This window comes from Pseudomonas sp. P129 (genome assembly GCF_020312195.1).
Classification (GTDB): domain Bacteria; phylum Pseudomonadota; class Gammaproteobacteria; order Pseudomonadales; family Pseudomonadaceae; genus Aquipseudomonas; species Aquipseudomonas fragariae.
On sequence record NZ_JAGPYS010000001.1, the window covers coordinates 64,220 to 90,615 of the forward strand.

Consider the following 26,396-nt stretch of genomic DNA (forward strand, 5'->3'; position numbering starts at 1 on the left):
GCTGGTGAGTGTCAGTTGGCCGATGCATCGAGGAATCGTGCAAACGTGGGCGCATCGGGGTAAGAAGATTGCGTGCCGAGGCCGGTGACCGAGCAGGCGGAGTAGGCCACCGCCTGATGCATGGCTTGGCGAATATTGCCGTCCTGGCTCCAGTGCCGGGCGAAGCAGCCAATGAAGGCGTCACCGGCACCGGTGGTGTCACGCGCCTGAACCTTGACCCCTGGCACCTGCCACTCGCCTTCGGCGCCGACGTAAAGCGCCCCTTGTTCGCCGAGGGTGACGATGACGTGGCGTACGCCCAGCGCGACCAATTGGCGTGCAGCCTGAGCCGCTTCCTCGGCGCACGTCACCGGCTGGCCGCTGATCAGTGCCAGCTCGCTCTCGTTGGGGATCAGGAAGTCCAGCTGCGCGAGGTGCTCGCGGCTCAGGCCGGCCAAGGCTGGGGCCGGATTGAGCAGCACCGGGATTGCGTGCCGGTGAGCGAAGGCGATGGCGTGGTAGACGGTCGCCAGCTCGACTTCCAGTTGCAGCACAATCAAAGCGCAATCGCGCAGTTGCGCCTCGGCGCGGTCGATATCGGCCGGGCTCAGGTGGGCATTGGCGCCTTTGACGATGAGGATGCTGTTGTGGGAGTTCTCCTGGACGAAGATCGGCGCCACGCCGCTCGACACGCCCGGCACCCGTTCGACGAAGCGTGTATCAATGCCCAGTCGTTGAAAATTGGCCAGGGTCGTATCGGCGAACGCATCGTCGCCGACCTTGCTGAGCATCAGCACGTCGGCGCCCAGCAGCGCCGCGGCGGCGGCCTGATTGGCGCCCTTGCCGCCGCACCCCATGGCAAAACGCGGTGCCTCGAGCGTTTCGCCCTGGGCGGGCATGCGTTCGATGTAAGTGATCAGGTCGACCATGTTGCTGCCGATGACTGCAATCTTGCTCATTGTTATGTTGACCTCACCAGCGCCGACGGAAGCCTCGACGGCTTTTATTTGTGTTATTTAAATAACATTTTTTGTGAGGATTCAATCTTTATTTTTTGCTGTGAGCGTGCGCTGTCAGTCACCGTGATCCTGATGCTGCTGGTCGCGATTGCGGTCATTGCCTGGCCGTTGACGGTATTCGCGCATGTGCAGGGCTCGCTCAGGCAGGGTGGCGCCTGCGTTGTGCCTGGTGGCGCCGTTTGGCTTCAAAGGTAGCGTCAACAGCCACCCCAGGTCCGCAGGTAGTTAGTTCAAGAACTACTGGGCTTCTGTTGCATCGCTTACTAGGAGCAGCGCGAAAATAAGCCGTGGGGTATGAAATAGCGCGAGACGATCCAGCGCATGAAATTCTTTGCGGCTGTGGCCAATTATTTCCCGGATCATTCGCCTGGAGGCCTGCGCCAGTTTAAAGATTATTGACGAAGCTTTAGTTGGTGGCACAATAGTGGCCTCTATCGCTGCCGTATGAGGTAGCGGTAAGGCCGCAATTCTTGAATGGATTCGGACAGACGTTCTGTTATTGACTAAGGAAATCGTAAATGAAACGCTTGAAGACGCTGGGTCTTGCGGCAATGCTGGTATTGAGCGGTTGCGCCAGCTTTACCAAGGATGAAGTAGCGCCAGTCACCATGCCCTCCATGGCCAGCTACACGAACAAACCCAACGTGTTTGTTGCCTTCGATTTCTACCAGGGCACACCCGTTACCGCCGGCGCAGTAGAAGTACCGCAAGCTCGGGATGCACTCAAGCCTCAACTGCAAAAAGCGCTGACTGACTCAGGGCTGTTTGGCCGAGTGACCCTTGATGAGTTCAAGAAACAGCCAGGCGACTACAGCCTGCACCTCAAGGTGTATAACCATCCGCCGAGCGGTGGCCAAATGGTAATGGCGTTTGTCAGTGGCCTGACCCTGACTATTATTCCTTCGATGGCCACCGATCAGTACAGCATGAGCCTGGACGCGCAGGATTCTCAGGGTAAGGTGCTGAGAACAGTCGGTAACCATGATGCAATCAATACCTGGATAGGTATCTGGTTTGTGCCGATGATGGCCAATACCCCGCAGAAGGCTGTTACCGATACATTTACGCGCCAGGTCAATTCACTGCTCAAGCAGTTGGTGGATAGCCAGAGTCTGAAGTATTCAATGCTGAATGTTAGTGTTCCGCAGGCGTAATGAACTGACCGCCCAAAAAAAGAGCCCATGTGGGCTCTTTTTTTATTTGTGGTTCAGCGCCTGGGTAAACAACGGGTCGCTGTATAAAGCCTTGAGCAAATCACGCACCAGCGGGTTGTAAGCGTTTGCCGCATTGGGGATAGCGACCGCACCCAGAAAGCTGCTGTTCCATTGACTGCTGACCTGCTTGGTGGCGTCATATTCAACTTTCTCGCCGTCAAGCAGGGTGAAGCGCGCGGCGATTGTGCCGGTGCCGGTACCCATTCCAGCGGTCAGTTCATTATGGGTAACCAGCACATTCAGCTGGCGCGGCGATTGTGGGTCGATGAGACCTGCGCGGTCCAGTTCACCCGTCAGGGCATCCTGAATATGTTGCGTGATGCTGCCGCTAGGGGATGTGACAGGATTACCCCGCACCTGCAATGAATCCTGACCTGCCGCGGCGCTGACCTGGGCCTGACGGATCGGTAGAAGGGGAGGCGTCTGCTTGAGCTTCTGGACGTTATCGAAGCTGGGCTCGTAACGCGTCATGGTCACGCCACAGCCTTGCATCAACAGTGCAAGCACCGCAACCAACAGTAGATTTCCTTTCACTGCATTTCCTTGCCTGAGTTATTTGGGGGCGTGATTATCAGGAACCTCAGATTCAAGGGCAATGCTTGATAGCCTGCGGGCCTACATCCTCAGGGCTATAGCCTCTGCCACAAGGCACTCCAGCGCAAACTGCTCGGTATAGGTCATCTGAATCGGCGTGGTCTCGCCCTTGACGGTCCGCTCGCCATCGAGGATGTAGCGAATGCGTTTGTCGGTCACACCGATGCGCTTGGCGATCCACGAAGGGGTTTGGCCAATGCGCGAGATCAGTTTGTCGGCATATTCGGTGGAGGGGTTATAGAGTTCTGCGTTGGGTGTCATGGGGTGTCCACATGGAGGTCAGGCGCTAGAGAGGGGGGAAGTATGCAGCACAGTGCGCTGTTCGTCGCCGTGGGGCTGGCAACCGACACGTATTATGCAGCGACTGGCGGATTGCCTTCGCGAGCAAGCTCGCTCCCACAGGAGCCTGTCTCTAGGGGCAGACCGCGTAGCGTCATTCAATGCAGGTGGCGGGTGGGGCGATCCTTCGCCCGTCTTCAGTCAGCAACGATCAGAGTTTCACGCCCAGTGTTACGAACGCGCTGCGCGGTGTGCCCACTTGAAGAATCTGCAGGTTGCCCGCCGGGTCGGTGGCTGCGCTAGCGTCGGTGTTGAGGGTGGAGATGTAGCGTTTGTCGAACAGGTTGACCATGTTCAGCGACAGCGTGGTGTCCTTGAGGGCGCCGAGTTTGCCGAAGTCATAGCCGAGGTTGGCGTTTGCCAGCCAGTAGCCGCTGACACTGGAGTCATTGGTGTAGGTGTAATAGCGCTTGCTGATGTAACTGCCTTGCAGGCCGGCGTTCCAGTGTTCCCAATTCCAGTCCAGGTTGCTCGAATACATCAGTTTCGGTGTGTCGACGACGGTCTTGCCTTTTACATGAACGGTGTTGCCGCCGCTGGCGTAGTCATCGTCGTAAGTGCTGTGGTTATAGGACATGGAGTTGGACCAGCGCCAGTTCTCATTGGGCGTCAGGCCGAACGACAGTTCCAGGCCTCGACTGGTGACCGAACCGACGTTGGCGACGCCGTTCTGGCAGATGACGATGCCCGTGCAATTGGTGATGGCGACCAGGCGGTTATCGAATTTGGTGTTGTAGATCGCCGCGGAGGCCGAATACAGCTTGGTGCTGCGGCGCACGCCCAATTCGACGGTTTTCGAGGTTTCCGGCTTCAGGTCCTTGAAGCCGTTCTGCGCATCGACGGCGCTCTGCGTCGTGAAGAACGGGCTGTAACCGCCACTCGGGAATGCGGCCATGTTTTCCGAGTAAGAGGTGAAGACTTCGTCGTCCTCGTCGAGTTTGTAGGTCGCACCTGCTTGCGGCAGAAACCTGTCCCGCGCTTGCAGCGAACCACTGGCATAACCGCCACCTTTGCCCTCGGCTGTCGAGGTGGTCACGGTATTTTTCGCGCCGAACTCAAGTTTGAGGCGGTCATCGAGCAATGTGTAGGTGTCGCGCAGGTAGAACTGCCGAGTCAGGTCATTGTAACTCTGGTCCAGAACGGTGGCCGCCAAGGGCAGGCCATCGGTTTTGACGATGTGGTTCTGCGGCGTCGCATTGGTGGTATCGAACAGGTAGCGCGAGATGTCGTTCTTGTTGGACTGAATCCAGAACCCGCCCTGAATTTCATGCTGGCCCAGGTAGTAGGTCAGCGAACTCTGGAAACCGGTTCGATCGATGCCGTATTTTGTGCTGCGAATCGAATTGCTCGGCACTGTCGTCGAGCCGCTGGTGTAGACGAACGGGTAATACGAGTTGCCGCGGCCCGAGTCATGGTGGTGATAGACGGTGGCGTCCAGGACCAGATCATCGGTCAGCGAGAAGTTGCCGTTGAGGATATCCAGTTCGTCGTCGCGCAGGCTGCTGGCGTTGTAGGTCGCATCGTTTGCGCTGGTTACCCCGCCGCTGTAAATGCCGTTGGCCGCATTGACCGCGCGGGTCCAGTCCGGCGTGTAGTAGCTCCAGTTGTAGCCCAGACGCTGGATGATGCTCTTCGACATGTTCGGCAGGTTGGCTTCGTCATGGGACGAGGTGCTGTGGAAGAAACTCACCCGGTTGTCGCCGAAGTTGTAGTTGACCTTGGCGTTCACCGCGTCGGACTTTTGCGGGTTGTTGTGGCCTTTCCAGGCGTCGGCGTCGTACTTTTCGCCCGACACGTACGCTGAAAGTCCGTTGTATTCGCCGGTGTCGACCCGCATGAAAGTGCGTGACGTGTCGTAGCTGCCCAGGGTTTGCGACAGACGCGCGCCGAACTCTTTATCAGGGTTGGAACTGGTGAACTGGATCGTGCCGCCCAGATCACTGTTGGATGCCGTGCCCAGTGATCCGATGCCGGGTGCCACTTCGCTGGAGGCGATGTTTTCCGCGATGATCGCGCGGGTGATGCTCAGACCGTTGAAGTTGCCGAAGCTCATGTTGCCAAGGGTGACGCCGTCCAGCGTGTAGCCCAGGTGGTGCATATCGAAGCCGCGCAGGCTGATGCGCTGGCTGCCTTCCTCACGGCCCAGCGGGTCACCGGACTGGAAGTTGACCCCCGGCAGGCGTTGCAGAACCTTCATCGGGCTGGTGCCTGCCGAGTAAGCCTTCACATCCTTTTGCGTCACGCGCTGCACCTGGCGGGTCTCGCCCTGACCAATCACTGACACCGTGCCCAGCGTCATGGCGGCGCTGTCGTCGCTGGCGGGCACCGTTGCCGAGGTGGGCACGTCGTCATCGGCCTGAATGAACGGGCTGATCAGGCACAGTGAGTTCAATGAAACCAGTAGCGCAAGGCGCGTTACCGGGAATCGAGGTGCACGCAGTATCGATCGATTGTTCATGGAAAGGTTTTCCTGGAGGCGTCAGGGCGCCGCGCTTGCGGCGGGTCATGTGGTGAACGACAGGTCTTTGTTTCAGGGGCTTTCGGTAATCACCGACAGGCGACTGATGCCGGCTTTCTGCACATCGGCCAGCACCTGGGCCACGCGGCCGTAACCCGTCGCCTGATCGGCACGCAGGCTGACGGCGACGTCCGGGTCTTTGCTGTGCAGGGCTTGCAGCGCCTCCGGAAGTTGCTCCAGCGCTACAGCTTCGCTGTCGATGAACACGCCGCCGCTGGCATCGACACTCACCACCACCGGGTCGGCCTGATCCAGTGAGGTGGTGGCGACGGTCTGCGGCAGGTCCAGCGGTATGGCGTTATTGAGCAGCGGTGCGGTGACGATGAAGGTCACCAGCAGTACCAGCATCACATCCACCAACGGCGTGATGTTGATGTCGCTGATTGCATCGTCATCATTGGACGTGGAGAAGGACATGTCAGCTCACTCCTTTCAGGCTCGGGGCCGTCTTGTCGCGATGGTCGGGCTGCAGCCGGAAGGCGTTGCGTTGCGAGAGGTTGAGGAAGTCCACGGCGAACTCCTCAAGGTCCGCGATCACCAGCTTCAGACGCCGCCCGAAAAAGTTGTAGGCCAGCACCGCAGGCACCGCGACGGCAATGCCGACGCCGGTCGCTACCAGCGCTTCGCCAATCGGCCCGGCGACCACCGCAATGCTCGCCGACTTGGCCTGGCTGATCGCGCTGAGTGCATGAATGATCCCGAACACCGTACCGAACAGGCCGATGAAGGGCGCGGTGCTGCCGATCGATGCCAGCAGGATCATGCCGCTCTCCAGGCGACGACGTTCCTTGTGGATCTGTTGACGCAGGCTGCGCTCGAGCAAGTCCTGGCGGTTCCAGCTGTGGCCCAGGTCCGGCGAGTCGTGGGGCGCGGCGAGGGCCTGCGCGCCGGCATCGGTCAGGCGTGCCAGGCTGCCCTCACTGTTGGGCAGGTGCAGCGCATTTTTCAGGTCGCGGGCGGCCCAGAACTGCGTGGCGTAGCGTCGGTTCTGCCGGGTCAGTCGCCAGTGCTGGAAGGTTTTGCCGAGCAGTAGTGCCCAGGTCACCAGCGAGAAAATCACCAGCAGGGCCATTGAGGATTGAGTAATGAGTACGGAGTAAGCGGTGTTCATGACGTGAGCCTCAGGGTGCGAGTTTGAAGGCCATGGGGACGTTGACCCAGCCTTCTACCGGGGTGTCGCCGCGTTTGGCGGGAATAAAGGTCCATTGCCGGACGGCGGCCTGCGCGGCTTCATCCAGCGCCGGGACGCCGCTGCTTTGCAGCACTTGCACCTGGTCGGTACGTCCGTTGGGCAGCACATGCACACGCAGCATCGTCGTGCCTTCCTGATGGCGGCGCGCGGCGGCGGGTGGGTAGACCGGCGGCGGATTGTTCAGGTAACCGGCCCGGCCTATGGGCGCGGTGGTGGTCTGTGGCGCCGCTGGCGCAGGTCTTGGCGCTGGCGCTGCAGCAGGCGCCGGTGTGGGCGCCGCGACGGAAGGCGCCGGCGCAACAGGCTTGGCGACAGGTTTGCTCGGCGCGGTTCTGGGCTGCGCCTTGGGCTTGGGTAGCTCGGCAGGTTTGGGCTCAGGCGGCGCAGGTTTGGGGGCTGGCGCAGGCGGCTCAGGTGCTGGCTGAGGCGTTGGCTCGGGCGGCGTCGGTTGTGCAACTGGCGGCGCAACGGGCGGCGGCACCCACTGCACGGTGATCGGCATCGGCGGGGTCGGCTCGGGCGCTTGCGGGTGATCGGCCATCAGCCACGCTGCCAGCGCGGCATGCAACCCGATCGCCAGTGCAATCGCCAACGCGCCGTGCGGCCATGTGCGTGGCGTGTTGTCGCTGTGCTGGACGACAAGTGACGATGGGGCAACGTTGCAGTTACCCACGGGCTGATCTGGCCAGTGGCGTAGCTGACGCGGCGGTAATCGGCGGGACAGTATCAGCGTTGACATGAGTTCAGCTCACTCGTGAAAGAATACGAGCCCGTCGTGTTGGCGAAAGGCTCGTTTCAACTGGAGCTGATATTAATACTCGTTGTGTGTATTAATTATGACCGCCGCTGTTTGATCCTGGTTTCTGTGGTTAAACGTGAACCGGCTTGCCGCGCAATTGTTCGTAAATTTCATTAGGCGAGGCATCGGCTGCAATGCTATCTGTCCAGACTTGTCAGGTTCGGACTTATACGAAAACGTATCGCCGCGCAGGCTGGGCAACAGGGCGTCACCCTCTTGATCCGCGGTTCACACCTTGGACAGAAACGGGAGAATTCGATGAAATTGCTACGTTACGGTGAGAAGGGTCTGGAGAAGCCTGGCGTGCTTGATGCTGCCAACCAGATCCGTGACCTGTCCGCACACGTCAAGGATATCGCTGGCGATGTGCTGAGCCCTGCAGGTCTTGCAAGCCTGGCTGCGCTGGATCCCGAGAGCCTGCCTCTGGTTCCGGGCCAGCCACGCATCGGGCCGTGTGTCGGGCAGGTCGGCAAGTTCATCTGCATAGGCTTGAACTACGCCGACCACGCAGCCGAGTCGCAGATGGAAGTGCCGAAGGAGCCGATCATCTTCAACAAATGGACCAGCGCAATTTGCGGCCCCAATGATGATGTCCAGATCCCCCGTGGGTCGCTCAAGACTGACTGGGAGGTCGAGCTGGGCGTGATCATCGGCAAGGGCGGGCGCTACATCGACGAAGCCGATGCCATGGAGCATGTGGCCGGGTATTGCGTGATCAACGATGTGTCCGAGCGCGAATGGCAGCTCGAGCGCGGCGGGACCTGGGACAAGGGTAAAGGCTTCGATACCTTCGGCCCGCTAGGTCCGTGGCTGGTGACCCGCGATGAAGTTGCCGACCCTCACTCGCTCGACCTGTGGCTGGAAGTGGATGGCCATCGTTATCAGAATGGCAATACGCGCACGTTGATTTTCAGCGTGCCGCAACTGATCGCCTACCTGAGCCGGTGCATGAGCCTGCAACCAGGCGATGTCATCTCGACGGGGACGCCACCGGGTGTGGGGCAGGGCGTGAAGCCACAACCTGTCTTCCTGCGTGCAGGGCAACGCATACGTCTGGGGATCGCGGGGCTGGGCGAGCAGAATCAATTGACCGTACAGGCCGACTGATCCGCTCCCGACAGGGAGTCGGCAATCGGCTCCCTGTCACACAAACGATCAGCCCTGCACAAACGTCAGCAGGTCTTTGTTGAGCGTCTCTGCATGGGTCACTGCAAACCCGTGCGGTGCGCCTGGGTAGACCTTCAGTTCGGCACCCTTGATCATCGCTGCAGCACGCTTGCCCGAGGCTTCGAACGGCACCACCTGATCGTCGTCACCATGAATCACCAGGGTCGGCACATCGATTTTTGCCATGTCCGGGCGGAAGTCGGTTGCGGAGAACGCTGTTACGCAATCCAGCGTGCCCTTGAGTGAAGCGAGCAGCGCAATGTTCAGTGTCTGCGTCTGTACGCCTTCGGAGACTTTCTGGCCGTGGTTGATGCCGTAGAACGTGCTGGCAAAGTCGCTGATGAATTGAGCACGGTCCTTGAGCAGGCCTGCCGTGATGCCATCGAATACCGACTGATCGACGCCTTCCGGGTTGTCACCGGTCTTGAGGAAAAACGGCGTAACCGAGCCCAGCAACGCCAGTTTGGCCACCCGCTCGCTGCCATATTTGGCGATGTAGCGGGTGACGTCGCCGCCGCCCATGGAGAAGCCCACCAGCGTCACCTCGCGCAGATCGAGGTGTTCGATCAGTTCGGCGATGTCGTCAGCGAAGGTGTCATAGTCATAGCCGGTCCACGGCTGATCGGAACGACCGAACCCGCGGCGGTCGAAGGCGATGGTGCGATAGCCCCGGCTGCTCAGGTATTGCATCTGGTATTCCCACATGTCCGCATCCAGCGGCCAGCCGTGGCTGAACAGGACCGGTTTGCCCGTGCCCCAATCCTTGTAATAGATCTCGGTGCCATCTTTGGTGTTGAACGTGCTCATGCAGATTCCTCTCGATGTCGGGTTGTCGATGTCGGGTTTGCAGGGCGAACGCCGTGGTGCGCAAACGGCTGTACACCTTCGGCAGCCCCCGATAAGTCCGGCAGTGAGCGTTTTGCATAGTTCAGTCGAGAAGACTGAGCGTACTGCCCTGGCGCGATTTTTCTGAAACATTGACTCATCGTATTTCCCTGCCGAAACCGAACTTGCCGCGCATACGGGAATCAGTTCATTGGGGTCGAGGCTTGCCTTGCCCTGTCCATGGTTTGACTTGCCCATTGAAGGAGAGAACTGCGTGGCGTCTCAGCTGAAAATCTTGATCCTTTCGGGTCTGCTGCTATTCGCAGGCAGTTTCAATCTCCAGGCGGCCGATGTACCTGCATTACCGATGGGCGCGGCGGTGCCGGCAGACGACAAGGCGGCTGAAAAGGCTGACCCCAAAGCCGACTCCAAGGCTGCTGACAAACCCGCTGCGAAAGCGGATGACAAGGCAGCGGACAAGGACCAGACCGCTGCGAAACCGGCCGATGGCGCAGAGCCTGCGGCCGAGGCCCCAGAGTTGTTGGTGCAGGGCGGGTTGCTCGGTGCCATCAGTACCAGCATCGATGACGTCCAGGAAAAGCTCAATCTGGACGACAACCTGTTCGACGTCTGGCAACTGCGCGCCGACCGCGCCGCCGATGAGCTCGAAAAGCTGGTCAACAAACGCACTACACGTTCTCCATGGAGTGTCGCCGGGGACTTCCTCGCCCTGTCTTTTGTATGGATCGCATCGTTTGCGATTCTGACCACGCTGGGTCGTTTTCTGGCAGTACGCTTGTGCCGTACACCGTTCATGCGGGTGCGCGCGCGCAGTCAGGCGCTGCTCAAGTACGTGTTGCCGTTTACCCTGCCAGCCATCGTCTGCCTGCCGTTGACCCTTTACGTCAGCCACTTCATGCCGTCTTCGGTAGGCCGTGCGCTGGCGCTGTGTTTCGCGTATGCAACCAGCAGCGGCATCGTTTCGACCTCGGTGTTGCTCTGCGTGATCGTGATGTTCAACTTCGGGCACAAGCGTGCCGCCGTGCACATGATTCGCCGCTACGCGCCAAGGCCACTGTTCGTGGTCGGCTTTCTGGCGGCGCTGAGCGATGCGTTGACCAGTCCGCAGATCGCCCGTCAGCTCGGCAGTAACGTCACCACCAGTGTTGCGGTGTTTACCGGGCTGTTCGCCTCGGTAGTGTTTTGCATGTTGATCATCAAGGTGCGTCGCCCGGTGGCGCACCTGATCCGTAACCGCTCATTGAGCAGTCGCCTGCAACGGCCCGCGCTGCAACAGTCGTTGAAGATATTCTCCAAGCTGTGGCACTTGCCGATCCTGCTGATGATTCTGGTCTCGGCGATCAACCTCATCGGCGCTGGTGAAGACAGTCAGGAAGCGCTGCGTTGCGCGTTGTTCACCACTATTCTGCTGATTGCCACGGTGTTCCTCAGCACCGTGTTCCAGCACCTGTTCAAACCGACGGAAACCCTCGGCCGCGGCGGGCATGTGTATAAGGCGCGCCTGCTGAGCCTGGTGTACGCGGTGTTGCGTATCGCGCTGGCCATCGGCTTCATCGAGATACTCGGCCGCATCTGGGGCTTCTCGATGTTCGAGTTTGCCCAGCGCAACACCCTTGGCCGGGTGATCAGTGATTCGTTGAGCAGTATCGGTCTGATCTTCGTCGTCACCTGGCTGTTGTGGGTGGTACTCGACACCGCCATTCAGGAAGCCCTCAAACCACCGGTCAATCATCGCAGCGGTCGTCAGCCGAGCACTCGGATCAAAACCATTCTGCCGCTGTTGCGCAACGCGGTGAAAATCATCCTGGTGGTGATCTGTGCGATCACCACCATGGCCAACCTGGGCATCAACGTGGCACCGCTGCTGGCGGGTGCCGGGGTGGTCGGTCTGGCCATCGGTTTCGGTTCGCAGCAACTGGTGCAGGATGTGATCACCGGCCTGTTCATCATTATCGAGGACACCTTTTCGGTGGGCGACTGGGTGGTGCTTAGCACGGGCCATTCCGGTACGGTTGAAAGCCTGACCATCCGTACCGTGCGCCTGCGCGACGGCAAGGGCTTCGTCCACTCGGTGCCGTTCGGCCAGATCAAGGCGGTCACCAACCAGTCACGGCAATTCGCTTACGCGTTCTTCTCGGTGCGCTTCACCTACGACTCCGACATTGATGATGCGCTGGCGCTGATTCGCGAAACCGGCCAGTCGATCAGCGAAGACATTCTGCTCAAGCACAACCTTCAGGGGCCGCTGGAAGTGTTCGGCGTCGATAGCATGGACCTCAACGGCATGGTGCTGACCGCGCAGTTTCGTACCTCTTCGGGCGGGCAGTACGCGGTAGGGCGTGCTTTCAACGAGCGTCTCAAGCGGCTTGTGGATAAAAATCCGAATGTGCGTTTCGCGCAGACTTATCCACAGATGGTCATGGGGCCGGGCTTCAACAATCCGCAGGCTGGCGTCGAAGCCGAAGGCCCACCCGCGCCTTCGGATCCTGCTGCGGCGACACCTTCTGCACCTGTACCTGCGCCGCCCGGTCTATCCAAGGGCAACAGCACGCCGGGCCCGGCAGCTCAATAACTCAACCGGCACGTCAGGACGCTGCAACGCTTTGTCGCGGCGTCATCAACCCGCCAGGCTGCGCAACTGTTGGGGGTTGGCAGGCAACGTGTTATGTTTGCAGGCGTTTTTCAATTGTTCGTTTGATTACCTGATACCGAGCCTGCTGACTCTATGCGAATGCGCCTTATGCTGTTGGGCGGCGGGAATGCCCTCGGGCAGGCGCTGATTCGTCTGGGTGCCGAGGAAGACATTGGTTTCCTCGCACCACGTCCACCGCAAGACGGCTGGGACGTGGCGAGCCTTACGCAACTGCTTGATGACACCCGTCCCGATGCCCTGATCAACCTTGCTTACTACTTCGACTGGTTTCAGGCGGAGACCGTGAGTGAAGCGCGCCTGACCCATCAGGAGCGCTCTGTCGAGCGTCTTGCCGAACTCTGTCAGCACCACAACATCACGCTGGTTCAGCCGTCCAGCTATCGTGTGTTCGATGGTTCGCGCGCGACGGCCTATAGCGAAAAAGACGAGCCTGTACCGCTGGGCCTGCGCGGTCAGGCCCTGTGGCGTATCGAGCAGAGCGTCCGCGCGACCTGCCCGCAACATGTACTGGTGCGTTTCGGCTGGCTGCTGGATGACAGCACCGATGGTGTGCTGGGCCGCTTCCTCTCGCGTGCCAAAGAACCCGGAGAACTGCTGCTCGCCGATGATCGTCGCGGCAACCCGACGCCGGTCGATGATGCGGCGCGGGTGATCATTTCGGTCATCAAGCAACTCGACTGCGAAGCGCCGCTATGGGGCACCTACCACTACGCCGGACACGAGGCGACCACGCCGCTGGCGCTGGGGCAGGCAGTGCTCACCGAAGCGCGTCTGCTGCACGCGCTGGCTATCGAATCGCCCACTGCGCAGGCTCATGCCGCGCGTCCCGATGCAGCCGAAGAACCGCAGCACGCGGTATTGGCCTGCAAGAAAATTCTCCACACCTTCGGCATCAAGCCTCGCGCCTGGCGGGCCGGTCTGCCAAACCTGCTGGATCGGTATTATCGACATGTCTGACGCTCCTGTTCTGATCACTGGAGGTGCGGGTTTCATCGGCTCGCACCTGACCGACGCATTGTTTGCCAGCGGGCAGGCCGTGCGTATCCTCGACAACCTCTCGGCAGGCAAGCGCAGCAATTTGCCGCTCGACAATCCGCGGGTCGAGCTGATCGAAGGGGACGTGGCCGATGCCGACCTGGTCAAGCGCGCGGCGCAGGGCTGCAAAGCCGTTGTGCACCTGGCGGCAGTGGCTTCGGTGCAGGCGTCGGTAGACGACCCGGTGCGCACCCACCAGAGCAACTTCATCGGCACGTTGAATGTCTGCGAGGCCATGCGCGAAGCGGGCATCAAGCGCGTGATCTTCGCATCAAGCGCGGCGGTGTACGGCAACAACGGTGAGGGCGAAGCGATCACCGAGGACACCACCAAGGCACCGCTGACCCCTTACGCTTCGGACAAGCTGGCCAGCGAGTATTACCTGGATTTCTACCGTCGCCAGCATGGCCTGGAACCGGTGATCTTTCGCTTCTTCAACATTTTCGGGCCACGCCAGGACCCATCGTCGCCGTACTCCGGCGTGATCAGCATCTTTGCCGAGCGTATCCGCAAAGGCCTGCCGATCAGCGTGTTTGGCGACGGCGAGCAGACGCGGGATTTCTACTATGTCGGGGATCTGCTCAAGCTGCTGCTGCAGGCCTTGTCACGGGAAAGCGCCATCGAAGGTGCGATCAACGTCGGCCTGAACAAGACCACGTCGCTCAACGAACTGCTGGCTGCGCTTTCGCAGGTTGTCGGCAAACAGCCGGAAGTCACCTACCAGGCACCGCGCTCGGGCGATATCAAACATTCCCGCGCCAGCAACCAGCGCCTGCTGGAACACTTCACCCTCGACGAGCCAACGCCGCTGGTGCGTGGGCTGGAGTTGCTGATGGGGCAGTGAGTCCTACATCGAATGTAACTGCCCATTCGCGAACAAGTTCGCTCCTACAAAAGCCTGTGAGCACCTGTAGGCGCGAACTTGTTCGCGAAGACGATATTGCAGGCGCAGAAAGTACATCGAGTGTAACTACCTATTCGCGAACAAGTTCGCTCCTACAAAAGCCTGTGAGCACCTGTAGGAGCGAACTTGTTCGCGAAGACGATATTGCAGGCGCAGAAAGTACATCGAGTGTAACTGCCTATTCGCGAGCAAGTTCGCTCCTACAAAAGCCTGTGAGCACCTGTAGGAGCGAACTTGTTCGCGAAGACGATATTGCAGGCGCAGAAAGTACATCGAGTGTAACTACCTATTCGCGAACAAGTTCGCTCCTACAAAAGCCTGTGAGCACCTGTAGGCGCGAACTTGTTCGCGAAGACGATATTGCAGGCGCAGAAAGTACATCGAGTGTAACTACCTATTCGCGAACAAGTTCGCTCCTACAAAAGCCTGTGAGCACCTGTAGGAGCGAACTTGTTCGCGAAGACGATATTGCAGGCGCAGAAAGTGCATCGAATGTAACTGCCTATTCGCGAACAAGTTCGCTCCTACAAAAGCCTGTGAGCACCTGTAGGAGCGAACTTGTTCGCGAAGCCGATATTGCAGGCGCAGAAATTACATCGAGTGTAACTACCTATTCGCGAACAAGTTCGCTCCTGCAAAAGCCTGTGAGCACCTGTAGGCGCGAACTTGTTCGCGAAGACGATATTGCAGGCGCAGAAAGTACATCGAGTGTAACTACCTATTCGCGAACAAGTTCGCTCCTGCAAAAGCCTGTGAGCACCTGTAGGCGCGAACTTGTTCGCGAAGCCGATATTGCAGGCGCAGAAAGCATATCGAGTGTAACTACCTATTCGCGAACAAGTTCGCTCCTACAAAAGCCTGTGAGCACCTGTAGGAGCGAACTTGTTCGCGAAGACGATATTGCAGGCGCAGAAAGTGCATCGAATGTAACTGCCTTCGGACCAGCCCGCTCCTGCAAAAAGCGCGGCATTACTTCGTCATGGAGTTGGTACGAGATCATCAGGTCTACAAAACACAAAGGCACCCGCTGAGGGTGCCTTTGTGTGTGTGGCGCTTGAGAAGTTCAGGTCAGAACTTGTAACCCACGCCCACCATGTACACCCACGGGTCGATGTCCACGTCGACCTTGGTCTTGCCGACGGCCAGGGCTGACGGGCCGTCCACGGTTGCTTTGGTGTCGATGTCGACGTACCAGACCGAGGCGTTGAGCAGCACGTTGTCGGTGATCATGTAATCCATGCCCAGCTGTGCGGCCAGGCCGACCGAGTCTTTGAGCTTGAGGTTGCTGAAACCCTGATCCTTGCGGTTGCCGGTCAAATCGGTATCGAAGAACGTGGTGTAGTTGATGCCCACGCCGGCATACGGCTGGAACTTCGACGATGGTTCCATCGGGTAGTACTGCAACGACAGCGTCGGCGGCAGTTGTTTGATATCGGCCAGCTTGCCATCCAGGCCAGGCCCGAGGCCTTTGACCGACACGGTATGGCTGAACGGTGTGGCGGCCAGCAGCTCGATACCGACGTGCTGGGTCAGCATGTAGGCGAAGGTCAGGCCCAGCTGGTTTTCGCCGTCGACAGTCGCTTTGGTGCCGGAAACCTTGGCACCGTCGAGGCGCACTTCGCCGCTGTCTTCATTGGGTTGAACGTGCGCGACACCGGCGCGAACGATGAAGTCGCCAGGCTGGTAGGCGTGTGCCGCGACCGGGGCGGTGAGGGCAAGCGCGACAAGGGACGTGCGTAGCAGATGCTTGTGCATGGAGGCTCCAGAGATCAGTCAAAATTTATGGGCGTAATGTTAAAGCGCTGTCGAGCGGCGACTTTGACTCAGCTCAATGAAATCGCTGGGAACCTCGTCATCCTTATGAATCCGGCAACTCGTAGACAAGAATCTTGTCTGCCTGCATCTGATAGCCCGCTTCTGCCAGTTCGCTGGAAGACGACTTGGCCTGCATCGGTCCTTCGATCCAGTACGGCTGATACAGCTCATCGACCTTCACACCCAGCTCGCTCGTGACGTGCACGATCTGGTTCGCCGGTGGCGGCGGCACATGGATGCAGGCGCCGAAATACGGCACCAGCAAAAACTCCGTCACCCGGCCTTCCTCACTGACCTCGAGCGGCACGATGTAGCCCGGTAAACGCACCAGTTTGCCATCCAGTGCCTTGACCACCGGCGCATGCGGCGCCAGTTGGTGGGCCGCAGGCGCTGCCTCCATGGCCAGTGCATCGGACAGCTTGGACATATCGTGCAGCGGAGCCGTTACCGGCTTCACCACAGGTGCATCGGGTGGAATCATGTCATTCCAGGTCAGCTCACGCGGCTCGGCGGCCCACACTTGAGTGGTAACCGAGAACAGCAGAGTGAGTAGCATGCGCCGCATCATGAAGGTCCTCATAAACGAATCGACAGTCCATCGGCCAGTGACTGCCTGTAGGCTCGCCAGGCTGGCAAGGTTCCCATCAACAGCGCGCAGCCGAGAATGGCACCGAGTAATGTCCATTCATATTGGCCAGGTGGCATAGACGACAGGTACAGACCGTAGTTGTCGAGCACGTAGTCGCGGGCCATGAAGATGCCGATATAGAGCAGCGCAAGGCCGCTGATGACACCCGCCAGCGCCAGGGCGAAGGCTTCGAGTATAAGCAGGCTTGCGATATGCCAAGGGCGCGCGCCGACCGAGCGCAGGATGGCCATTTCCCGGCGCCGTTCATTGAGGCTGGTGAGAATCGCGGTCAGCATGCCGATCAGCCCGGTCAGCACCACGAACAGCGAAATCACGAACAGCGCCTTTTCCGCCGTGCCCATCAGGCTCCACAGCTCCTGCAGTGCCACGCCGGGCAGAATCGCCAGCATGGGTTCGCCACGGTATTCGTTGATCTCGCGTTGCAGGCTGAAGGTGGAAATCTTGCTGTTCAAGCCCAGCATGAACGCGGTGATCGCAGTCGGCGTCAGGTCCATATTGCGCGCCTGATCGGCTGAAATGCGCTCGCTGCCGCGTGCCGGGGCACCGTTGTGCCAGTCGATATGAATGGCTTCCATGCCGCCCAGGCTGATATGCAGCGTGCGGTCCACCGGCGTACCGGTCGGCTTGAGGATGCCGACCACGGTGAACGGTTTGTCGTCATGCTTGACCAGGCTGATCGCCGCTACACCGTGCGCCAGCACCAGCTTGTCGCCCAGCTTGTAATGCAGCGCCTTGGCGACCTCCGAACCCAGCACCACTTCAAACGGGTCGGTCTTGAACTCGCGTCCTTCGGCCGTTTCCAGGTGCTGCTGGCGACCGAACTGGTAATGCTCGAAATACGCCTCATTGGTGCCCATCACCCGATAGCCACGATGGGAGTCGCCCAGCGAAACCGGGATCGCCCACTTGACCTGCTTGCTGTTGGCGAAATGCTCGAAGCTGTCCCAGCGAATGTTGTTGGTGGCATTGCCGATGCGGAACACCGAGTACAGCAACAGGTTGATCGAGCCCGAGCGTGCACCGACGATCAGGTCGGTGCCGCTGATGGTGCTGGCGAAACTGGAGCGCGCTTCGGTGCGTACCCGTTCGACGGCGAGTAACAGGCAAACCGACAGCGCAATGGCGAAGGCAGTGAGGAATGCAGTGAAACGGCGGTTGGCCAGGCTGGCCATGGCCAGACGAAACAGATACATCTCAAATCTCCACGGCGACGGCGGCGCGATTCAGGTCGCTCAGCGACAGATTGCGATCAAACAGCGGTGCCAGACTCTGGTCATGACTGACAAACAGCAGGCTGGCCCCGGCCTCGCGGCACTCGGCGAACAACAGGCGAATGAACGCCTCGCGCGAGTCCGCGTCCAGCGCAGACGTAGGCTCATCGGCAATCACCAGTTCCGGTTGACCGATCAGCGCGCGGGCGGCAGCGACTCGCTGTTGTTGGCCGATCGACAGCGAGTCGGCGCGGCGTGTCAGCATCGCCGGATCTTTCAGGCCCAAGTGGGCGAGCAGGGTGGTGGTCGCTTTCTCGACGCTGCCGTGGCGTTGCCTGGCACGCTCGGCACGCACGCTGGAAAAGTGGCAGGGCAGTTCGATGTTTTCCCGCACCGACAAAAACGGCAGCAGGTTGAACTGCTGGAAGATGTAGCCGGTGTGATCGACGCGGAAGCGATCACGCGCGGCCGAAGAGAGCGCCGACAGGTCCTGGTTCAACAGGCGAATGCTGCCGCTGACCGGTTTTTGCACACCGCCCAGCAGGCCCAGCAGCGTGGTTTTACCGCTGCCACTCGGGCCTTTGAGGAACACGGTTTCACCGCTTTGCAGGCGGAACTCGGGGATGTCCAGCAGTTGCGGGTGGCCGGGCCAGTTGAAGCGCAGGTCCGACAGTTCGATCAGTGCTTGGGTCATGGGCTGACTCACGCTCGGTTGGAAATTAAAAGACCGGGCCAGGCCCGGTCGTTGTGCCGCAGGGTGCGATCAGAATTTCAGCGTCGGGTTGGCTGCGATCACTTCTGCGCCCGACTGGCCGCCTGGCGAAATCAGTTGTACCTGAAGCTTCTTGGTGTCGGGAAAGGTTTTGAAGATTTGCGACAGGTCGAGCTTCTTCAGAATGGCCGGTGCGTCACAGACGAACTTGTAGTGACCGTGGATTTCACTGTGCTCGTGATGCTCGGCATCGCCAGCGTCGGCATGCGCGTCGTGATCGTCATCCTTGTCACCAAACAGCGGGCTTTCCAGCTTCACCGAAGTGGCCGAGCAATTGGCGGCATCGGCAATGCTGAACAACGCGTTGGGCTTGAGCAGCAATTCGCGGGCCTTGGCGACTTTGGCCTTGTCTTCATCCGAGGTCGCAACGTGTTCGAAGCCGACGATGTTCATGGCCGGACTGTCGAATTCGAATTCCAGCGTCTTGCCTTCCAGCACCACATCCAGACGTCCTACGCCATGCTCGTGCGCGCCCAGGCTGCCATGTTCATCGCCATGATCATGATCGTGGTCGTGCTCTTCAGCAGCGTGCGCAGCAACGAGTGGCAACAGGGCGAAAGGCAGGGCGAGTAGCAGACGGCGCATAGCGGGCTCCAGAACAATAATCGAGAAAAACTGTTATGTGATCTTATAACAAGTAGCGATCTGCGTGGACGTGTTTTTATCCAGGCGCCGGGTGACCGGGCTGCAGCAAAGCGCCATCGACGACGTTATCGGGAATACCCCGTGCAGTGCTTATGCCTAAGTAGTCTCACACTTCGCGTCATCAAGTCCTACTCTGGAAGATGAAAATCGCTACACCTGCGCCGGATGCGCAGGAAAGATTTTCATCGCCAGCCGGGACCTGCGCTCGACCTGGGCCGAGCGCGACATCAGGGAAGATACTCATGAACAAGCTCCATTCGAACAGAGAAGTCCTGCGTGCGGTGTACAAGGATATGACACGCATCACCGAATTCGCCGACGCTGACATCGTGCTGCACAAGGCGGATCAAGGCGCTGGCGGTGGCTTGTCCATAGCCGTTGGCAAGGAGGCCGTGCTTTCCCACCAGATCAATCTGATCAGACGCACGCATCAGACCCTGTACATGGATGTCCACGACATCGTCGCCAACGATCACTTCGGCTCGGTGCTGGGCGAGATGCGCGCCAGTTGCGAGGGCCGGAAAATCATCATGCCGTTTTGCGGCCTGTGGCGGTTTCGCGATGGACGAATTATCGAGTGCTGGGAAAACGTCTACGACGTGCGGGCGCTTGGCAATTTCATGAACGGCAAGGAGCCGCTCCTCAACCAGTGGCGTTACGGTTGATCATGGGAATGCGCGCCAGCCTGTGGGAGCATGTACGCCTGACTGTCAGCAGGTGCACATCATGTTGCGTATTCGTGGAACCGTAGGCCAGTGGCCGGTGGATTTGACCCTTGAACTGGACGAGGGAGACTGGGCGCAACTGGGCGCGCAGCTCAAGGCGGCGGCCCCGGAGGTCCCCGCCGCCGTGGCCGAGAGCACGCCGCTCAACCAGGACGACAGGCTCTGGCAAGTCGCTCAGGAATTGCTGCGCAAGGCCGGGCAGATGAGTGGGCCGGATCTGTTGGGGCAACTGGAAGGGTTGGCGGGCAGTACCGCTGCGGGCAAGCATCTGCTGGTGCGCTTGCGTCACTCGGCGAACGTGAAAGTCGAGAGCGGCGGGGATGCGCCGCTGTACAGCTGGGTCGAAGCGACGTGACCTGACGGCTTTCAATAACAACAGGCACCCGAGCGGTGCCTGTTGCTTTTTACCTCAGTACAGCGCGGCAAACAGTTTGCGGCGGTAGGCCGTGACCAGCGGGTGCTCGTTGCCCAGCAGGTCGAATACCTGCAGCAGCGTCTTGTGCGGCAGGCCCTCGGCGTAATTGCGATTGCGGATGAACAGCTTGAGCAAGCCCTCGAGCGCCGCTTCGTACTGTTGACGCGACAACTGCTGAATCGCCAGTTGCAGTGCCGCTTCATCGTCCTGCGGGTTTTGTGCAAGGCGGCTTTTCAGTTCGGCAGCGTCCGGCAGGGTCGCGGCTTGCGCGAGGAACGTCAGCTGGGCCTTGGCGCCGGCGAGTTCGGCCTTGTGCGCATCACCGGTGACCGCATCCAGCACAGCCTTGGCCTCGCTCAGTTCGCCACGTTCGGCCAGGCAGCGCGCATACAGAATCAGCGCGGCGCCATTGGTGTTGTCTTCGCCCAGCAGCACCTTGAGCTGTGCTTCGGCCTCGGCGAAACGACTTTCCGCAAACAGCGCCTGTGCCTGCTTGAGCGGATCGGCGGCTGGCGGTGGCGGCATGACCACATGCTGGTCGAGAATCTTGCGGATTTCCGACTCCGGCTGGGCACCGGCAAAGCCATCCACCGGCTGGCCGTCCTTGAACAGCACCACAGTCGGCAGGCTGCGAATGCCGAAGCGCGCCACGATGTCCTGCTCGATGTCGCAATTGACCTTGGCCAGCAGCAGCTCGCCCTGATAGCTCTCGGTAATTTGCTGCAGCAGCGGCATCAAGACCTTGCAGGGCGCACACCACTCGGCCCAGAAATCCACCAGCACTGGCTGGTCGAAGGACTTGTCGATCACCAGTTGATCGAAGTTCGCGGCGGTTGCGTCGAAGATGTAAGCAGTTTCCTGGCTCATTGCACGTCTCGAAGAATCTGAATGCTGCCAACTATAAAGCCCGCAGGGCAATGCTGAAAGCGGTGTCGTCTATTGGACATGATCGTGCCCACACTCATTGCTATTGATGCTGGCCGAAGGCCGTGGGAGCGAACCGGGCGACGCTTCGCTTGTTCGCGAAAGGGGTGGAAAGCTCTCTGGAAATTTATCGTTTGAACGACCGTCTTCGCGAACAAGTTCGCTCCTACAAAAGCCGTTTAGCTGAGCAATCCCGGACTGTTATTTAGCGCTCACCGCGCCGCGTGATAGAGGCTCACGTCGCGAAACTCGTGCGGTTCGGCCAGGTCCGGCAGGGTGTGGGCATGCAGCATCGTCAGACGCTGGTAGGCAGCGTGTTTGAAGTCGCGCACGCGGGAATCTGCCACCAGTGCCTCGCGGCCCCGGGAGAGAAACTGATCAAGCAACGGCAGGTTGGCGCGGTCGTAGAGCACGTCGGCGACCAGAATCAGATCGAAGCGGTCCGCCTCGGCAAAGAAATCCGTCGAGTAACTCAATGGCACCTGATTGAGTTCGGCATTGGCCCGGCAGGCAGCGAGCGCCAGAGGGTCGAGATCACAGGCCACCACCTCAAGCGCCCCGGCCCTGAGCGCGGCAATGCCCGCTACACCCGAGCCTGCACCGAAGTCCAGTACCCGCTTGCCGGCCACCCAGTGCGGGTTTTCAGCCAGAAAACGCGCCAGGCCCAGGCCGCTCGCCCAGCAGAAGCTCCAGTACGGTGGTTCTTCCAGAATGCGCCGCGTTTCCTCCGGGCTGAAGGCGCGGTCCATGTTGACATCGTCGATCAGCCACAGCTTCAGCTCGGTGCCCGGCAGCGCAGTGACTACCAACCGGGCGTCGCCAAGCAGTTCGCTCAGCGCGTGTTGCAGATGCTGCGGAGCGATCATGGCGCCTTGACGAACTGCAACTGCCCCAGGGCCTGAGTCACCGGCTGATCGATACGCATTGACGGCAGGTGCAGGATCAATTGCCCGGACTTGCTGGCGCGGCCACGCAACTCGACGCGTCCGCCGACCGGAAAGGCTTCCGGGTTGAAGCGCAGCTGGAACGGCAATGATTGACCGTTGCCCTTGAGCAGGGTGTTGGTCAGCAGCTTCTGTGGACGCCCGCGCTCGTCGATGACCAGCATTGCCAGCTCGACCTCGGCGCCGGCCGGCACGCCCAGCAATTGCCCGCTGAGTTCACGTTGGTAAGGTTGCAGTGGCCCCGGCCCGGCGGGCAGCTTGATCGAAGGTGCGACCGGTGGCGGCGCAGCCGGTTTCGGCGCGTCATTACTGCTGCACGCGGCCAGCAAGCCGATGAAGCAGAGTAGAAAAGCGGGGCGTAACGTCATCAAAAGCTCCACAAGACAAAATTCGAAAGGCTGGGGGACGCCAAGCGTGCAGTATTACCGAGCCCGGACAATTTCACACCGCTTTAATGTGCGTCTATATACCGTAAACCCTCAGCCTTGTCTTGCCAGCAGGATGCGCTAACATGGCGCTCCTCATTCTTTTGTTGCCAGCCACCATGCACTGTCCCTTCTGCGGTGCCAATGACACCAAAGTCATCGACTCCCGCCTCGTCGCCGAAGGCGAGCAAGTACGCCGCCGACGCGAGTGCCTGGCCTGCGGCGAGCGCTTCACCACGTTCGAAACGGCCGAGCTGGTCTTGCCGCGTCTGATCAAGCAGGACGGCAGCCGCCAGCCTTTCGATGAAGAAAAACTGCGCGCCGGTATGCAGCGGGCGCTCGAAAAGCGTCCGGTGAGTGTCGAGCGCCTGGAAGCGGCCCTGGTTCACATCAAACACAAGCTGCGCGCAACCGGCGAACGCGAAGTCAAATCACTGGTGGTGGGTGAGCTGGTGATGACCGAGCTGCAGAAGCTCGACGAAGTGGCCTATATCCGCTTCGCTTCGGTGTACCGCCGCTTTCAGGACCTCAACGAATTCCGTGAAGAAATCGATCGTCTGGCCCGCGAGCCGGGCAAGGAATAAATGCATTGCTGACTGAACAGGCGGCTCTCGACGTTCATTACATGGCGCGAGCACTCGAGCTGGCGCGCAAGGGGCTGTACTCCACGCATCCCAACCCGCGAGTCGGCTGCGTGATCGTGCGTGAAGGCCGGATCGTTGGCGAAGGCTGGCATGCGCGCGCCGGTGAACCGCATGCCGAAGTGCATGCCTTGCGCCAGGCCGGCGAGCTGGCCAGAGGCGCGACCGCCTACGTCACCCTCGAGCCGTGCAGTCACCAGGGGCGCACACCGCCCTGTGCCGATGCACTGATCGAAGCCGGGCTGACGCGGGTTGTCGCAGCAATGCAGGACCCCAACCCCGAAGTTTCCGGTCGCGGCCTGTTGCGCCTCATGAATGCCGGCATCGGCGTTCAGTGTGGTGTGCTGGAAAGCGAAGCGCGAGCGCTGAACAAAGGCTTTCTCAAGCGCATGGAGACCGGCCTGCCGTATGTGCGGGTCAAAATGGCCATGAGCCTGGATGGCCGAACGGCGATGGCCAGCGGGGAAAGCCAGTGGATCACCGGCCCCGAGGCGCGCTCTGCCGTACAGCGCCTGCGCGCCCAGTCGAGCGTGGTGCTCAGCGGTGCCGACACGGTGCTGGCTGACAAGGCTCGTCTCACCATACGCCCTGATGAACTGGGGCTCGATGCCGAATTGACCGCGCTGGCCGCGGCACGCGCGCCGTTGCGCGTGTTGATCGACGGCCGTTTGCGTGTGCCGCTCGATGCACCGTTCTTCCAGGCAGGCAGTGCGCTGGTCGTGACCTGCGCTGCTGCGTCGGCGCGAGGCCGCTATCAGGAGGAGGGCCACGAAATGCTCGCGCTGGCCGACAGCGCCGGTCATGTGGACCTGCGCAGGTTGATGGGCGAACTCGCAGCGCGGGGCGTCAATGAAGTGCTGGTCGAGGCCGGTCCGCGACTGGCGGGGGCTTTTGCGCGTCTCGGGCTGGTCGACGAGTTTCAGCTCTTCATTGCCGGCAAGTTTCTCGGCTCATCGGCCCGTCCGCTGCTCGATCTGCCACTGGCGCAGATGAGCGAAGCGCTGGAACTGAACATTGTGGAAATGCGTGCTGTCGGTAATGACTGGCGAGTCATCGCTCTCCCTGTGCGCACACCCGGCGTATAATTCCCGGCTTTCGCCTTGCGCGCAGCCCTTGTTCTCCCGGAGGACCCATGTTTACCGGCATTATCGAATCCATTGGCAGCATCCGCGCCCTGACTCCCAAAGGCGGCGACGTCCGCGTTTACGTGGAAACCGGCAAGCTTGACCTGACCGACGTCAAACTCGGCGACAGCATTGCCGTCAATGGCGTATGCCTGACCGCCGTCGAATTGCCCGGTGATGGCTTCTGGGCTGACGTCAGCCGCGAGACTCTGACCGTCACCGCCTTTGTCGACCTGAAGAGCGGCAGCCGGGTCAACCTGGAAAAGGCCCTGACCCCGACCACACGTCTGGGCGGCCATCTGGTCAGCGGCCATGTCGACGGCGTCGGCGAAATCGTTGCCCGTGCGGATAACGCCCGTGCCATTCAGTTCACGGTGCGTGCGCCACGTGAACTGGCCAAATACATCGCCCACAAAGGCTCGATCACGGTCGACGGCACCAGCCTGACCGTCAATTCGGTCAACGGCGCGGAGTTTGAACTGACCATCGTGCCTCATACCTGGAGCGAAACGATCATGGCCGACTACCAGCCCGGCCGTAAGGTCAACCTGGAAGTCGATCTGCTGGCGCGTTATCTGGAGCGCCTGCTGCTGGGTGACAAGGCCGCCGAGCCGGGCCACGGCACGATCACCGAAAGCTTCCTGGCCGAGAACGGCTACCTCAAATCCTGAATTGATTGAAGGGGGTGCCGCGTGGCGCTCAACAGTATCGAAGAACTGGTCGAAGACATTCGCCAGGGCAAGATGGTCATCCTCATGGATGACGAAGACCGCGAAAACGAAGGCGACCTGATCATGGCCGCCGAATGCGTGAAGCCCGAGCACATCAACTTCATGGCGCGTTTCGCCCGTGGTCTGATCTGCATGCCGATGACTCGCGAGCGCTGCGAAACCCTCAAGCTGCCGCTGATGGCAGCGCGCAACGGTTCGGGTTTCGGCACCAAGTTCACCGTTTCCATCGAAGCCGCCGAAGGCGTGACCACCGGCATCTCGGCAGCCGACCGTGCACGCACGGTGCAGGCCGCCGCTGCCAAGGACGCCAAGGCCGAAGACATCGTCAGCCCTGGGCATATCTTCCCGCTCATGGCTCAGGCGGGCGGCACCCTGGCGCGCGCCGGTCATACCGAAGCGGCCTGCGACCTGGCGCGCATGGCCGGTTTCGAGCCGACGGGCCTGATCTGCGAAGTCATGAACGACGACGGCACCATGTCGCGTCGCGCCGAACTCGAAGCATTTGCCCTGCAACATGACATCAAGATCGGCACCATCGCCGACTTGATTCACTACCGGATGATCCACGAACGTACCGTTCAGCGGATTGCCGAGCAGCCGATGGACAGCGAACTGGGCAGTTTCAACCTGGTGACCTACCGCGATTCGGTCGAGGGCGACGTGCATCTGGCGTTGACCCTGGGCACCATCTGCGCCGAAGAGCCCACGCTGGTTCGCGTGCATAACATGGACCCGCTGCGTGACCTGTTGATGGTCAACCAGCCCGGCCGCTGGAGCCTGCGCGCCGCCATGCGCGCGGTTAACGAGGCGGGCAGCGGTGTGGTGCTGCTGCTCGGTCACCCGCTGGATGGCGATGTCTTGCTGGCTCATATTCGCGAAACCGCCGGTCAGCAACCGATCAAGACGCCGACTACGTACAGCACGGTCGGTGCCGGTTCGCAGATCCTTCGTGACCTTGGCGTGCGCAAAATGCGCCTGATGAGTTCGCCGATGAAGTTCAATGCGATATCCGGTTTCGATCTGGAAGTTGTAGAATACGTGCCCTCCGAATAAATACCGGCAGGTCGGGGCGTGTGAAAGATGGTTTTTCGCAGGTTTTGGCCTGACAGGCATGAT

28 protein-coding genes are annotated in these 26,396 nt (G+C 60.3%); 11 read left to right on the plus strand and 17 right to left on the minus strand.

Annotation, left to right across the window (positions count from 1 at the left end; translation table 11 throughout):
- Positions 1-11: 11 nt before the first annotated feature.
- Both rbsK and KBY02_RS00380 read right to left on the minus strand, forming a co-directional pair.
- Complete coding sequence (rbsK, locus tag KBY02_RS00375) at positions 12-938, minus strand: ribokinase (protein ID WP_003436637.1); 927 nt, start codon at positions 936-938, stop codon at positions 12-14.
- A 114-nt stretch (positions 939-1,052) separates the two neighbouring features.
- The gene (locus KBY02_RS00380; RefSeq protein WP_154583717.1) at positions 1,053-1,199 is read right to left on the minus strand and encodes a hypothetical protein; all 147 of its coding nucleotides are present in this window, start codon (positions 1,197-1,199) and stop codon (positions 1,053-1,055) included.
- 317 nt (positions 1,200-1,516) lie between these two features.
- Between KBY02_RS00380 and KBY02_RS00385 the strand changes: the two genes are divergently transcribed.
- Positions 1,517-2,152, plus strand: a complete 636-nt coding sequence (locus tag KBY02_RS00385) for a hypothetical protein (protein ID WP_225649694.1) — start codon at positions 1,517-1,519, stop codon at positions 2,150-2,152.
- A 42-nt stretch (positions 2,153-2,194) separates the two neighbouring features.
- Here the strand turns inward: KBY02_RS00385 and KBY02_RS00390 are convergent, their stop codons facing one another.
- The 6 genes from KBY02_RS00390 to KBY02_RS00415 form a co-directional block, all read right to left on the minus strand.
- On the minus strand, positions 2,195-2,746 hold the full coding sequence (locus tag KBY02_RS00390; RefSeq protein ID WP_011269061.1) for a hypothetical protein: 552 nt from the start codon (positions 2,744-2,746) through the stop codon (positions 2,195-2,197).
- 81 nt (positions 2,747-2,827) lie between these two features.
- Positions 2,828-3,067 carry a hypothetical protein gene (locus KBY02_RS00395; protein ID WP_003317071.1) on the minus strand — a complete coding sequence of 80 codons (240 nt, stop codon included), beginning with the start codon at positions 3,065-3,067 and terminating at the stop codon, positions 2,828-2,830.
- 229 nt (positions 3,068-3,296) lie between these two features.
- Positions 3,297-5,603: a TonB-dependent receptor gene (locus KBY02_RS00400; protein WP_225649695.1), complete on the minus strand. Its 2,307-nt coding sequence runs from the start codon at positions 5,601-5,603 to the stop codon at positions 3,297-3,299.
- A 72-nt stretch (positions 5,604-5,675) separates the two neighbouring features.
- On the minus strand, positions 5,676-6,080 hold the full coding sequence (locus tag KBY02_RS00405) for an ExbD/TolR family protein (RefSeq protein ID WP_010438282.1): 405 nt from the start codon (positions 6,078-6,080) through the stop codon (positions 5,676-5,678).
- Position 6,081: 1 nt separating this feature from the next.
- Entirely contained in the window at positions 6,082-6,774 is a 693-nt protein-coding gene (locus tag KBY02_RS00410; RefSeq protein ID WP_003317067.1) for a MotA/TolQ/ExbB proton channel family protein, read from the minus strand.
- A gap of 10 nt (positions 6,775-6,784) precedes the next feature.
- A complete protein-coding gene (locus tag KBY02_RS00415; RefSeq protein ID WP_054091755.1) occupies positions 6,785-7,594 on the minus strand; it encodes an energy transducer TonB in 810 nt (269 codons plus the stop codon).
- 318 nt (positions 7,595-7,912) lie between these two features.
- On the opposite strand from KBY02_RS00415, the gene KBY02_RS00420 reads away from it, so the two are divergent.
- Complete coding sequence (locus KBY02_RS00420) at positions 7,913-8,761, plus strand: ureidoglycolate lyase (protein WP_011269057.1); 849 nt, start codon at positions 7,913-7,915, stop codon at positions 8,759-8,761.
- Positions 8,762-8,809: 48 nt separating this feature from the next.
- Here KBY02_RS00420 and KBY02_RS00425 read toward each other — a convergent pair whose 3' ends face one another.
- Entirely contained in the window at positions 8,810-9,628 is an 819-nt protein-coding gene (locus KBY02_RS00425; protein WP_011269056.1) for an alpha/beta fold hydrolase, read from the minus strand.
- A 292-nt stretch (positions 9,629-9,920) separates the two neighbouring features.
- Between KBY02_RS00425 and KBY02_RS00430 the strand changes: the two genes are divergently transcribed.
- The 3 genes from KBY02_RS00430 (at position 9,921) to KBY02_RS00440 (ending at position 14,199) form a co-directional block, all read left to right on the plus strand.
- Complete coding sequence (locus tag KBY02_RS00430) at positions 9,921-12,239, plus strand: mechanosensitive ion channel family protein (protein WP_225649696.1); 2,319 nt, start codon at positions 9,921-9,923, stop codon at positions 12,237-12,239.
- Positions 12,240-12,392: 153 nt separating this feature from the next.
- Positions 12,393-13,277 (plus strand): sugar nucleotide-binding protein, encoded by an 885-nt coding sequence (locus KBY02_RS00435; RefSeq protein ID WP_011269054.1) that lies wholly within the window; start codon positions 12,393-12,395, stop codon positions 13,275-13,277.
- Positions 13,270-14,199: an NAD-dependent epimerase/dehydratase family protein gene (locus KBY02_RS00440; RefSeq protein ID WP_225649697.1), complete on the plus strand. Its 930-nt coding sequence runs from the start codon at positions 13,270-13,272 to the stop codon at positions 14,197-14,199. Before KBY02_RS00435 ends, KBY02_RS00440 begins: the two co-directional genes overlap by 8 nt.
- Positions 14,200-15,327: 1,128 nt before the next feature.
- Here KBY02_RS00440 and KBY02_RS00445 read toward each other — a convergent pair.
- The 5 genes from KBY02_RS00445 to KBY02_RS00465 form a co-directional block, all read right to left on the minus strand.
- Positions 15,328-16,014 carry an OmpW/AlkL family protein gene (locus KBY02_RS00445; protein WP_024638216.1) on the minus strand — a complete coding sequence of 229 codons (687 nt, stop codon included), beginning with the start codon at positions 16,012-16,014 and terminating at the stop codon, positions 15,328-15,330.
- Between the two features lie 103 nt (positions 16,015-16,117).
- Positions 16,118-16,642 carry a DUF3299 domain-containing protein gene (locus KBY02_RS00450; RefSeq protein WP_004412093.1) on the minus strand — a complete coding sequence of 175 codons (525 nt, stop codon included), beginning with the start codon at positions 16,640-16,642 and terminating at the stop codon, positions 16,118-16,120.
- 8 nt (positions 16,643-16,650) lie between these two features.
- Entirely contained in the window at positions 16,651-17,916 is a 1,266-nt protein-coding gene (locus KBY02_RS00455; protein ID WP_225649698.1) for an ABC transporter permease, read from the minus strand.
- 1 nt (position 17,917) lies between these two features.
- Complete coding sequence (locus tag KBY02_RS00460) at positions 17,918-18,628, minus strand: ABC transporter ATP-binding protein (RefSeq protein ID WP_032654143.1); 711 nt, start codon at positions 18,626-18,628, stop codon at positions 17,918-17,920.
- 69 nt (positions 18,629-18,697) lie between these two features.
- Positions 18,698-19,291 (minus strand): DUF2796 domain-containing protein, encoded by a 594-nt coding sequence (locus KBY02_RS00465; protein WP_104684589.1) that lies wholly within the window; start codon positions 19,289-19,291, stop codon positions 18,698-18,700.
- A gap of 302 nt (positions 19,292-19,593) precedes the next feature.
- Between KBY02_RS00465 and KBY02_RS00470 the strand changes: the two genes are divergently transcribed.
- Both KBY02_RS00470 and KBY02_RS00475 read left to right on the plus strand, forming a co-directional pair.
- A complete protein-coding gene (locus KBY02_RS00470; protein WP_011269050.1) occupies positions 19,594-20,016 on the plus strand; it encodes a nuclear transport factor 2 family protein in 423 nt (140 codons plus the stop codon).
- Positions 20,017-20,077: 61 nt separating this feature from the next.
- On the plus strand, positions 20,078-20,431 hold the full coding sequence (locus tag KBY02_RS00475; RefSeq protein WP_011269049.1) for a hypothetical protein: 354 nt from the start codon (positions 20,078-20,080) through the stop codon (positions 20,429-20,431).
- 54 nt (positions 20,432-20,485) lie between these two features.
- Here KBY02_RS00475 and trxA read toward each other — a convergent pair whose 3' ends face one another.
- The 3 genes from trxA to KBY02_RS00490 form a co-directional block, all read right to left on the minus strand.
- The gene (gene trxA / locus KBY02_RS00480; RefSeq protein WP_024638220.1) at positions 20,486-21,358 is read right to left on the minus strand and encodes a thioredoxin; all 873 of its coding nucleotides are present in this window, start codon (positions 21,356-21,358) and stop codon (positions 20,486-20,488) included.
- A gap of 269 nt (positions 21,359-21,627) precedes the next feature.
- A complete protein-coding gene (locus tag KBY02_RS00485; protein ID WP_058399418.1) occupies positions 21,628-22,281 on the minus strand; it encodes a class I SAM-dependent methyltransferase in 654 nt (217 codons plus the stop codon).
- Positions 22,278-22,727, minus strand: a complete 450-nt coding sequence (locus tag KBY02_RS00490; RefSeq protein ID WP_003419544.1) for a lipoprotein — start codon at positions 22,725-22,727, stop codon at positions 22,278-22,280. Before KBY02_RS00490 ends, KBY02_RS00485 begins: the two co-directional genes overlap by 4 nt.
- A gap of 176 nt (positions 22,728-22,903) precedes the next feature.
- Here KBY02_RS00490 and nrdR point away from each other — a divergent pair, with 176 nt between their 5' ends.
- Genes nrdR through ribBA form a run of 4 tightly spaced genes read left to right on the plus strand, consistent with a single transcriptional unit; the run spans position 22,904 to position 26,333 of the window.
- Positions 22,904-23,368: a transcriptional regulator NrdR gene (nrdR, locus tag KBY02_RS00495; RefSeq protein ID WP_003317051.1), complete on the plus strand. Its 465-nt coding sequence runs from the start codon at positions 22,904-22,906 to the stop codon at positions 23,366-23,368.
- A gap of 41 nt (positions 23,369-23,409) precedes the next feature.
- Entirely contained in the window at positions 23,410-24,510 is a 1,101-nt protein-coding gene (ribD, locus tag KBY02_RS00500) for a bifunctional diaminohydroxyphosphoribosylaminopyrimidine deaminase/5-amino-6-(5-phosphoribosylamino)uracil reductase RibD (protein ID WP_161806347.1), read from the plus strand.
- Between the two features lie 47 nt (positions 24,511-24,557).
- Entirely contained in the window at positions 24,558-25,220 is a 663-nt protein-coding gene (locus KBY02_RS00505; protein WP_003317049.1) for a riboflavin synthase, read from the plus strand.
- 21 nt (positions 25,221-25,241) lie between these two features.
- Entirely contained in the window at positions 25,242-26,333 is a 1,092-nt protein-coding gene (gene ribBA, locus KBY02_RS00510; protein ID WP_003400327.1) for a bifunctional 3,4-dihydroxy-2-butanone-4-phosphate synthase/GTP cyclohydrolase II, read from the plus strand.
- Positions 26,334-26,396 lie beyond the last annotated feature (63 nt).

What these genes read in the sequence shown, in the direction of transcription:
- rbsK (WP_003436637.1), bottom strand. Translation starts at nt 938, where the DNA reads ATGAGCAAGATTGCAGTCATCGGCAGCAACATGGTCGACCTGATCACT.
- KBY02_RS00385 (WP_225649694.1), top strand. Translation starts at nt 1,517, where the DNA reads ATGAAACGCTTGAAGACGCTGGGTCTTGCGGCAATGCTGGTATTGAGC.
- KBY02_RS00395 (WP_003317071.1), bottom strand. Translation starts at nt 3,067, where the DNA reads ATGACACCCAACGCAGAACTCTATAACCCCTCCACCGAATATGCCGAC.
- KBY02_RS00400 (WP_225649695.1), bottom strand. Translation starts at nt 5,603, where the DNA reads ATGAACAATCGATCGATACTGCGTGCACCTCGATTCCCGGTAACGCGC.
- KBY02_RS00405 (WP_010438282.1), bottom strand. Translation starts at nt 6,080, where the DNA reads ATGTCCTTCTCCACGTCCAATGATGACGATGCAATCAGCGACATCAAC.
- KBY02_RS00410 (WP_003317067.1), bottom strand. Translation starts at nt 6,774, where the DNA reads ATGAACACCGCTTACTCCGTACTCATTACTCAATCCTCAATGGCCCTG.
- KBY02_RS00415 (WP_054091755.1), bottom strand. Translation starts at nt 7,594, where the DNA reads ATGTCAACGCTGATACTGTCCCGCCGATTACCGCCGCGTCAGCTACGC.
- KBY02_RS00420 (WP_011269057.1), top strand. Translation starts at nt 7,913, where the DNA reads ATGAAATTGCTACGTTACGGTGAGAAGGGTCTGGAGAAGCCTGGCGTG.
- KBY02_RS00425 (WP_011269056.1), bottom strand. Translation starts at nt 9,628, where the DNA reads ATGAGCACGTTCAACACCAAAGATGGCACCGAGATCTATTACAAGGAT.
- KBY02_RS00435 (WP_011269054.1), top strand. Translation starts at nt 12,393, where the DNA reads ATGCGAATGCGCCTTATGCTGTTGGGCGGCGGGAATGCCCTCGGGCAG.
- KBY02_RS00440 (WP_225649697.1), top strand. Translation starts at nt 13,270, where the DNA reads ATGTCTGACGCTCCTGTTCTGATCACTGGAGGTGCGGGTTTCATCGGC.
- KBY02_RS00445 (WP_024638216.1), bottom strand. Translation starts at nt 16,014, where the DNA reads ATGCACAAGCATCTGCTACGCACGTCCCTTGTCGCGCTTGCCCTCACC.
- KBY02_RS00450 (WP_004412093.1), bottom strand. Translation starts at nt 16,642, where the DNA reads ATGATGCGGCGCATGCTACTCACTCTGCTGTTCTCGGTTACCACTCAA.
- KBY02_RS00455 (WP_225649698.1), bottom strand. Translation starts at nt 17,916, where the DNA reads ATGTATCTGTTTCGTCTGGCCATGGCCAGCCTGGCCAACCGCCGTTTC.
- KBY02_RS00460 (WP_032654143.1), bottom strand. Translation starts at nt 18,628, where the DNA reads ATGACCCAAGCACTGATCGAACTGTCGGACCTGCGCTTCAACTGGCCC.
- KBY02_RS00465 (WP_104684589.1), bottom strand. Translation starts at nt 19,291, where the DNA reads ATGCGCCGTCTGCTACTCGCCCTGCCTTTCGCCCTGTTGCCACTCGTT.
- KBY02_RS00470 (WP_011269050.1), top strand. Translation starts at nt 19,594, where the DNA reads ATGAACAAGCTCCATTCGAACAGAGAAGTCCTGCGTGCGGTGTACAAG.
- KBY02_RS00475 (WP_011269049.1), top strand. Translation starts at nt 20,078, where the DNA reads ATGTTGCGTATTCGTGGAACCGTAGGCCAGTGGCCGGTGGATTTGACC.
- trxA (WP_024638220.1), bottom strand. Translation starts at nt 21,358, where the DNA reads ATGAGCCAGGAAACTGCTTACATCTTCGACGCAACCGCCGCGAACTTC.
- KBY02_RS00485 (WP_058399418.1), bottom strand. Translation starts at nt 22,281, where the DNA reads ATGATCGCTCCGCAGCATCTGCAACACGCGCTGAGCGAACTGCTTGGC.
- KBY02_RS00490 (WP_003419544.1), bottom strand. Translation starts at nt 22,727, where the DNA reads ATGACGTTACGCCCCGCTTTTCTACTCTGCTTCATCGGCTTGCTGGCC.
- nrdR (WP_003317051.1), top strand. Translation starts at nt 22,904, where the DNA reads ATGCACTGTCCCTTCTGCGGTGCCAATGACACCAAAGTCATCGACTCC.
- ribD (WP_161806347.1), top strand. Translation starts at nt 23,410, where the DNA reads ATGGCGCGAGCACTCGAGCTGGCGCGCAAGGGGCTGTACTCCACGCAT.
- KBY02_RS00505 (WP_003317049.1), top strand. Translation starts at nt 24,558, where the DNA reads ATGTTTACCGGCATTATCGAATCCATTGGCAGCATCCGCGCCCTGACT.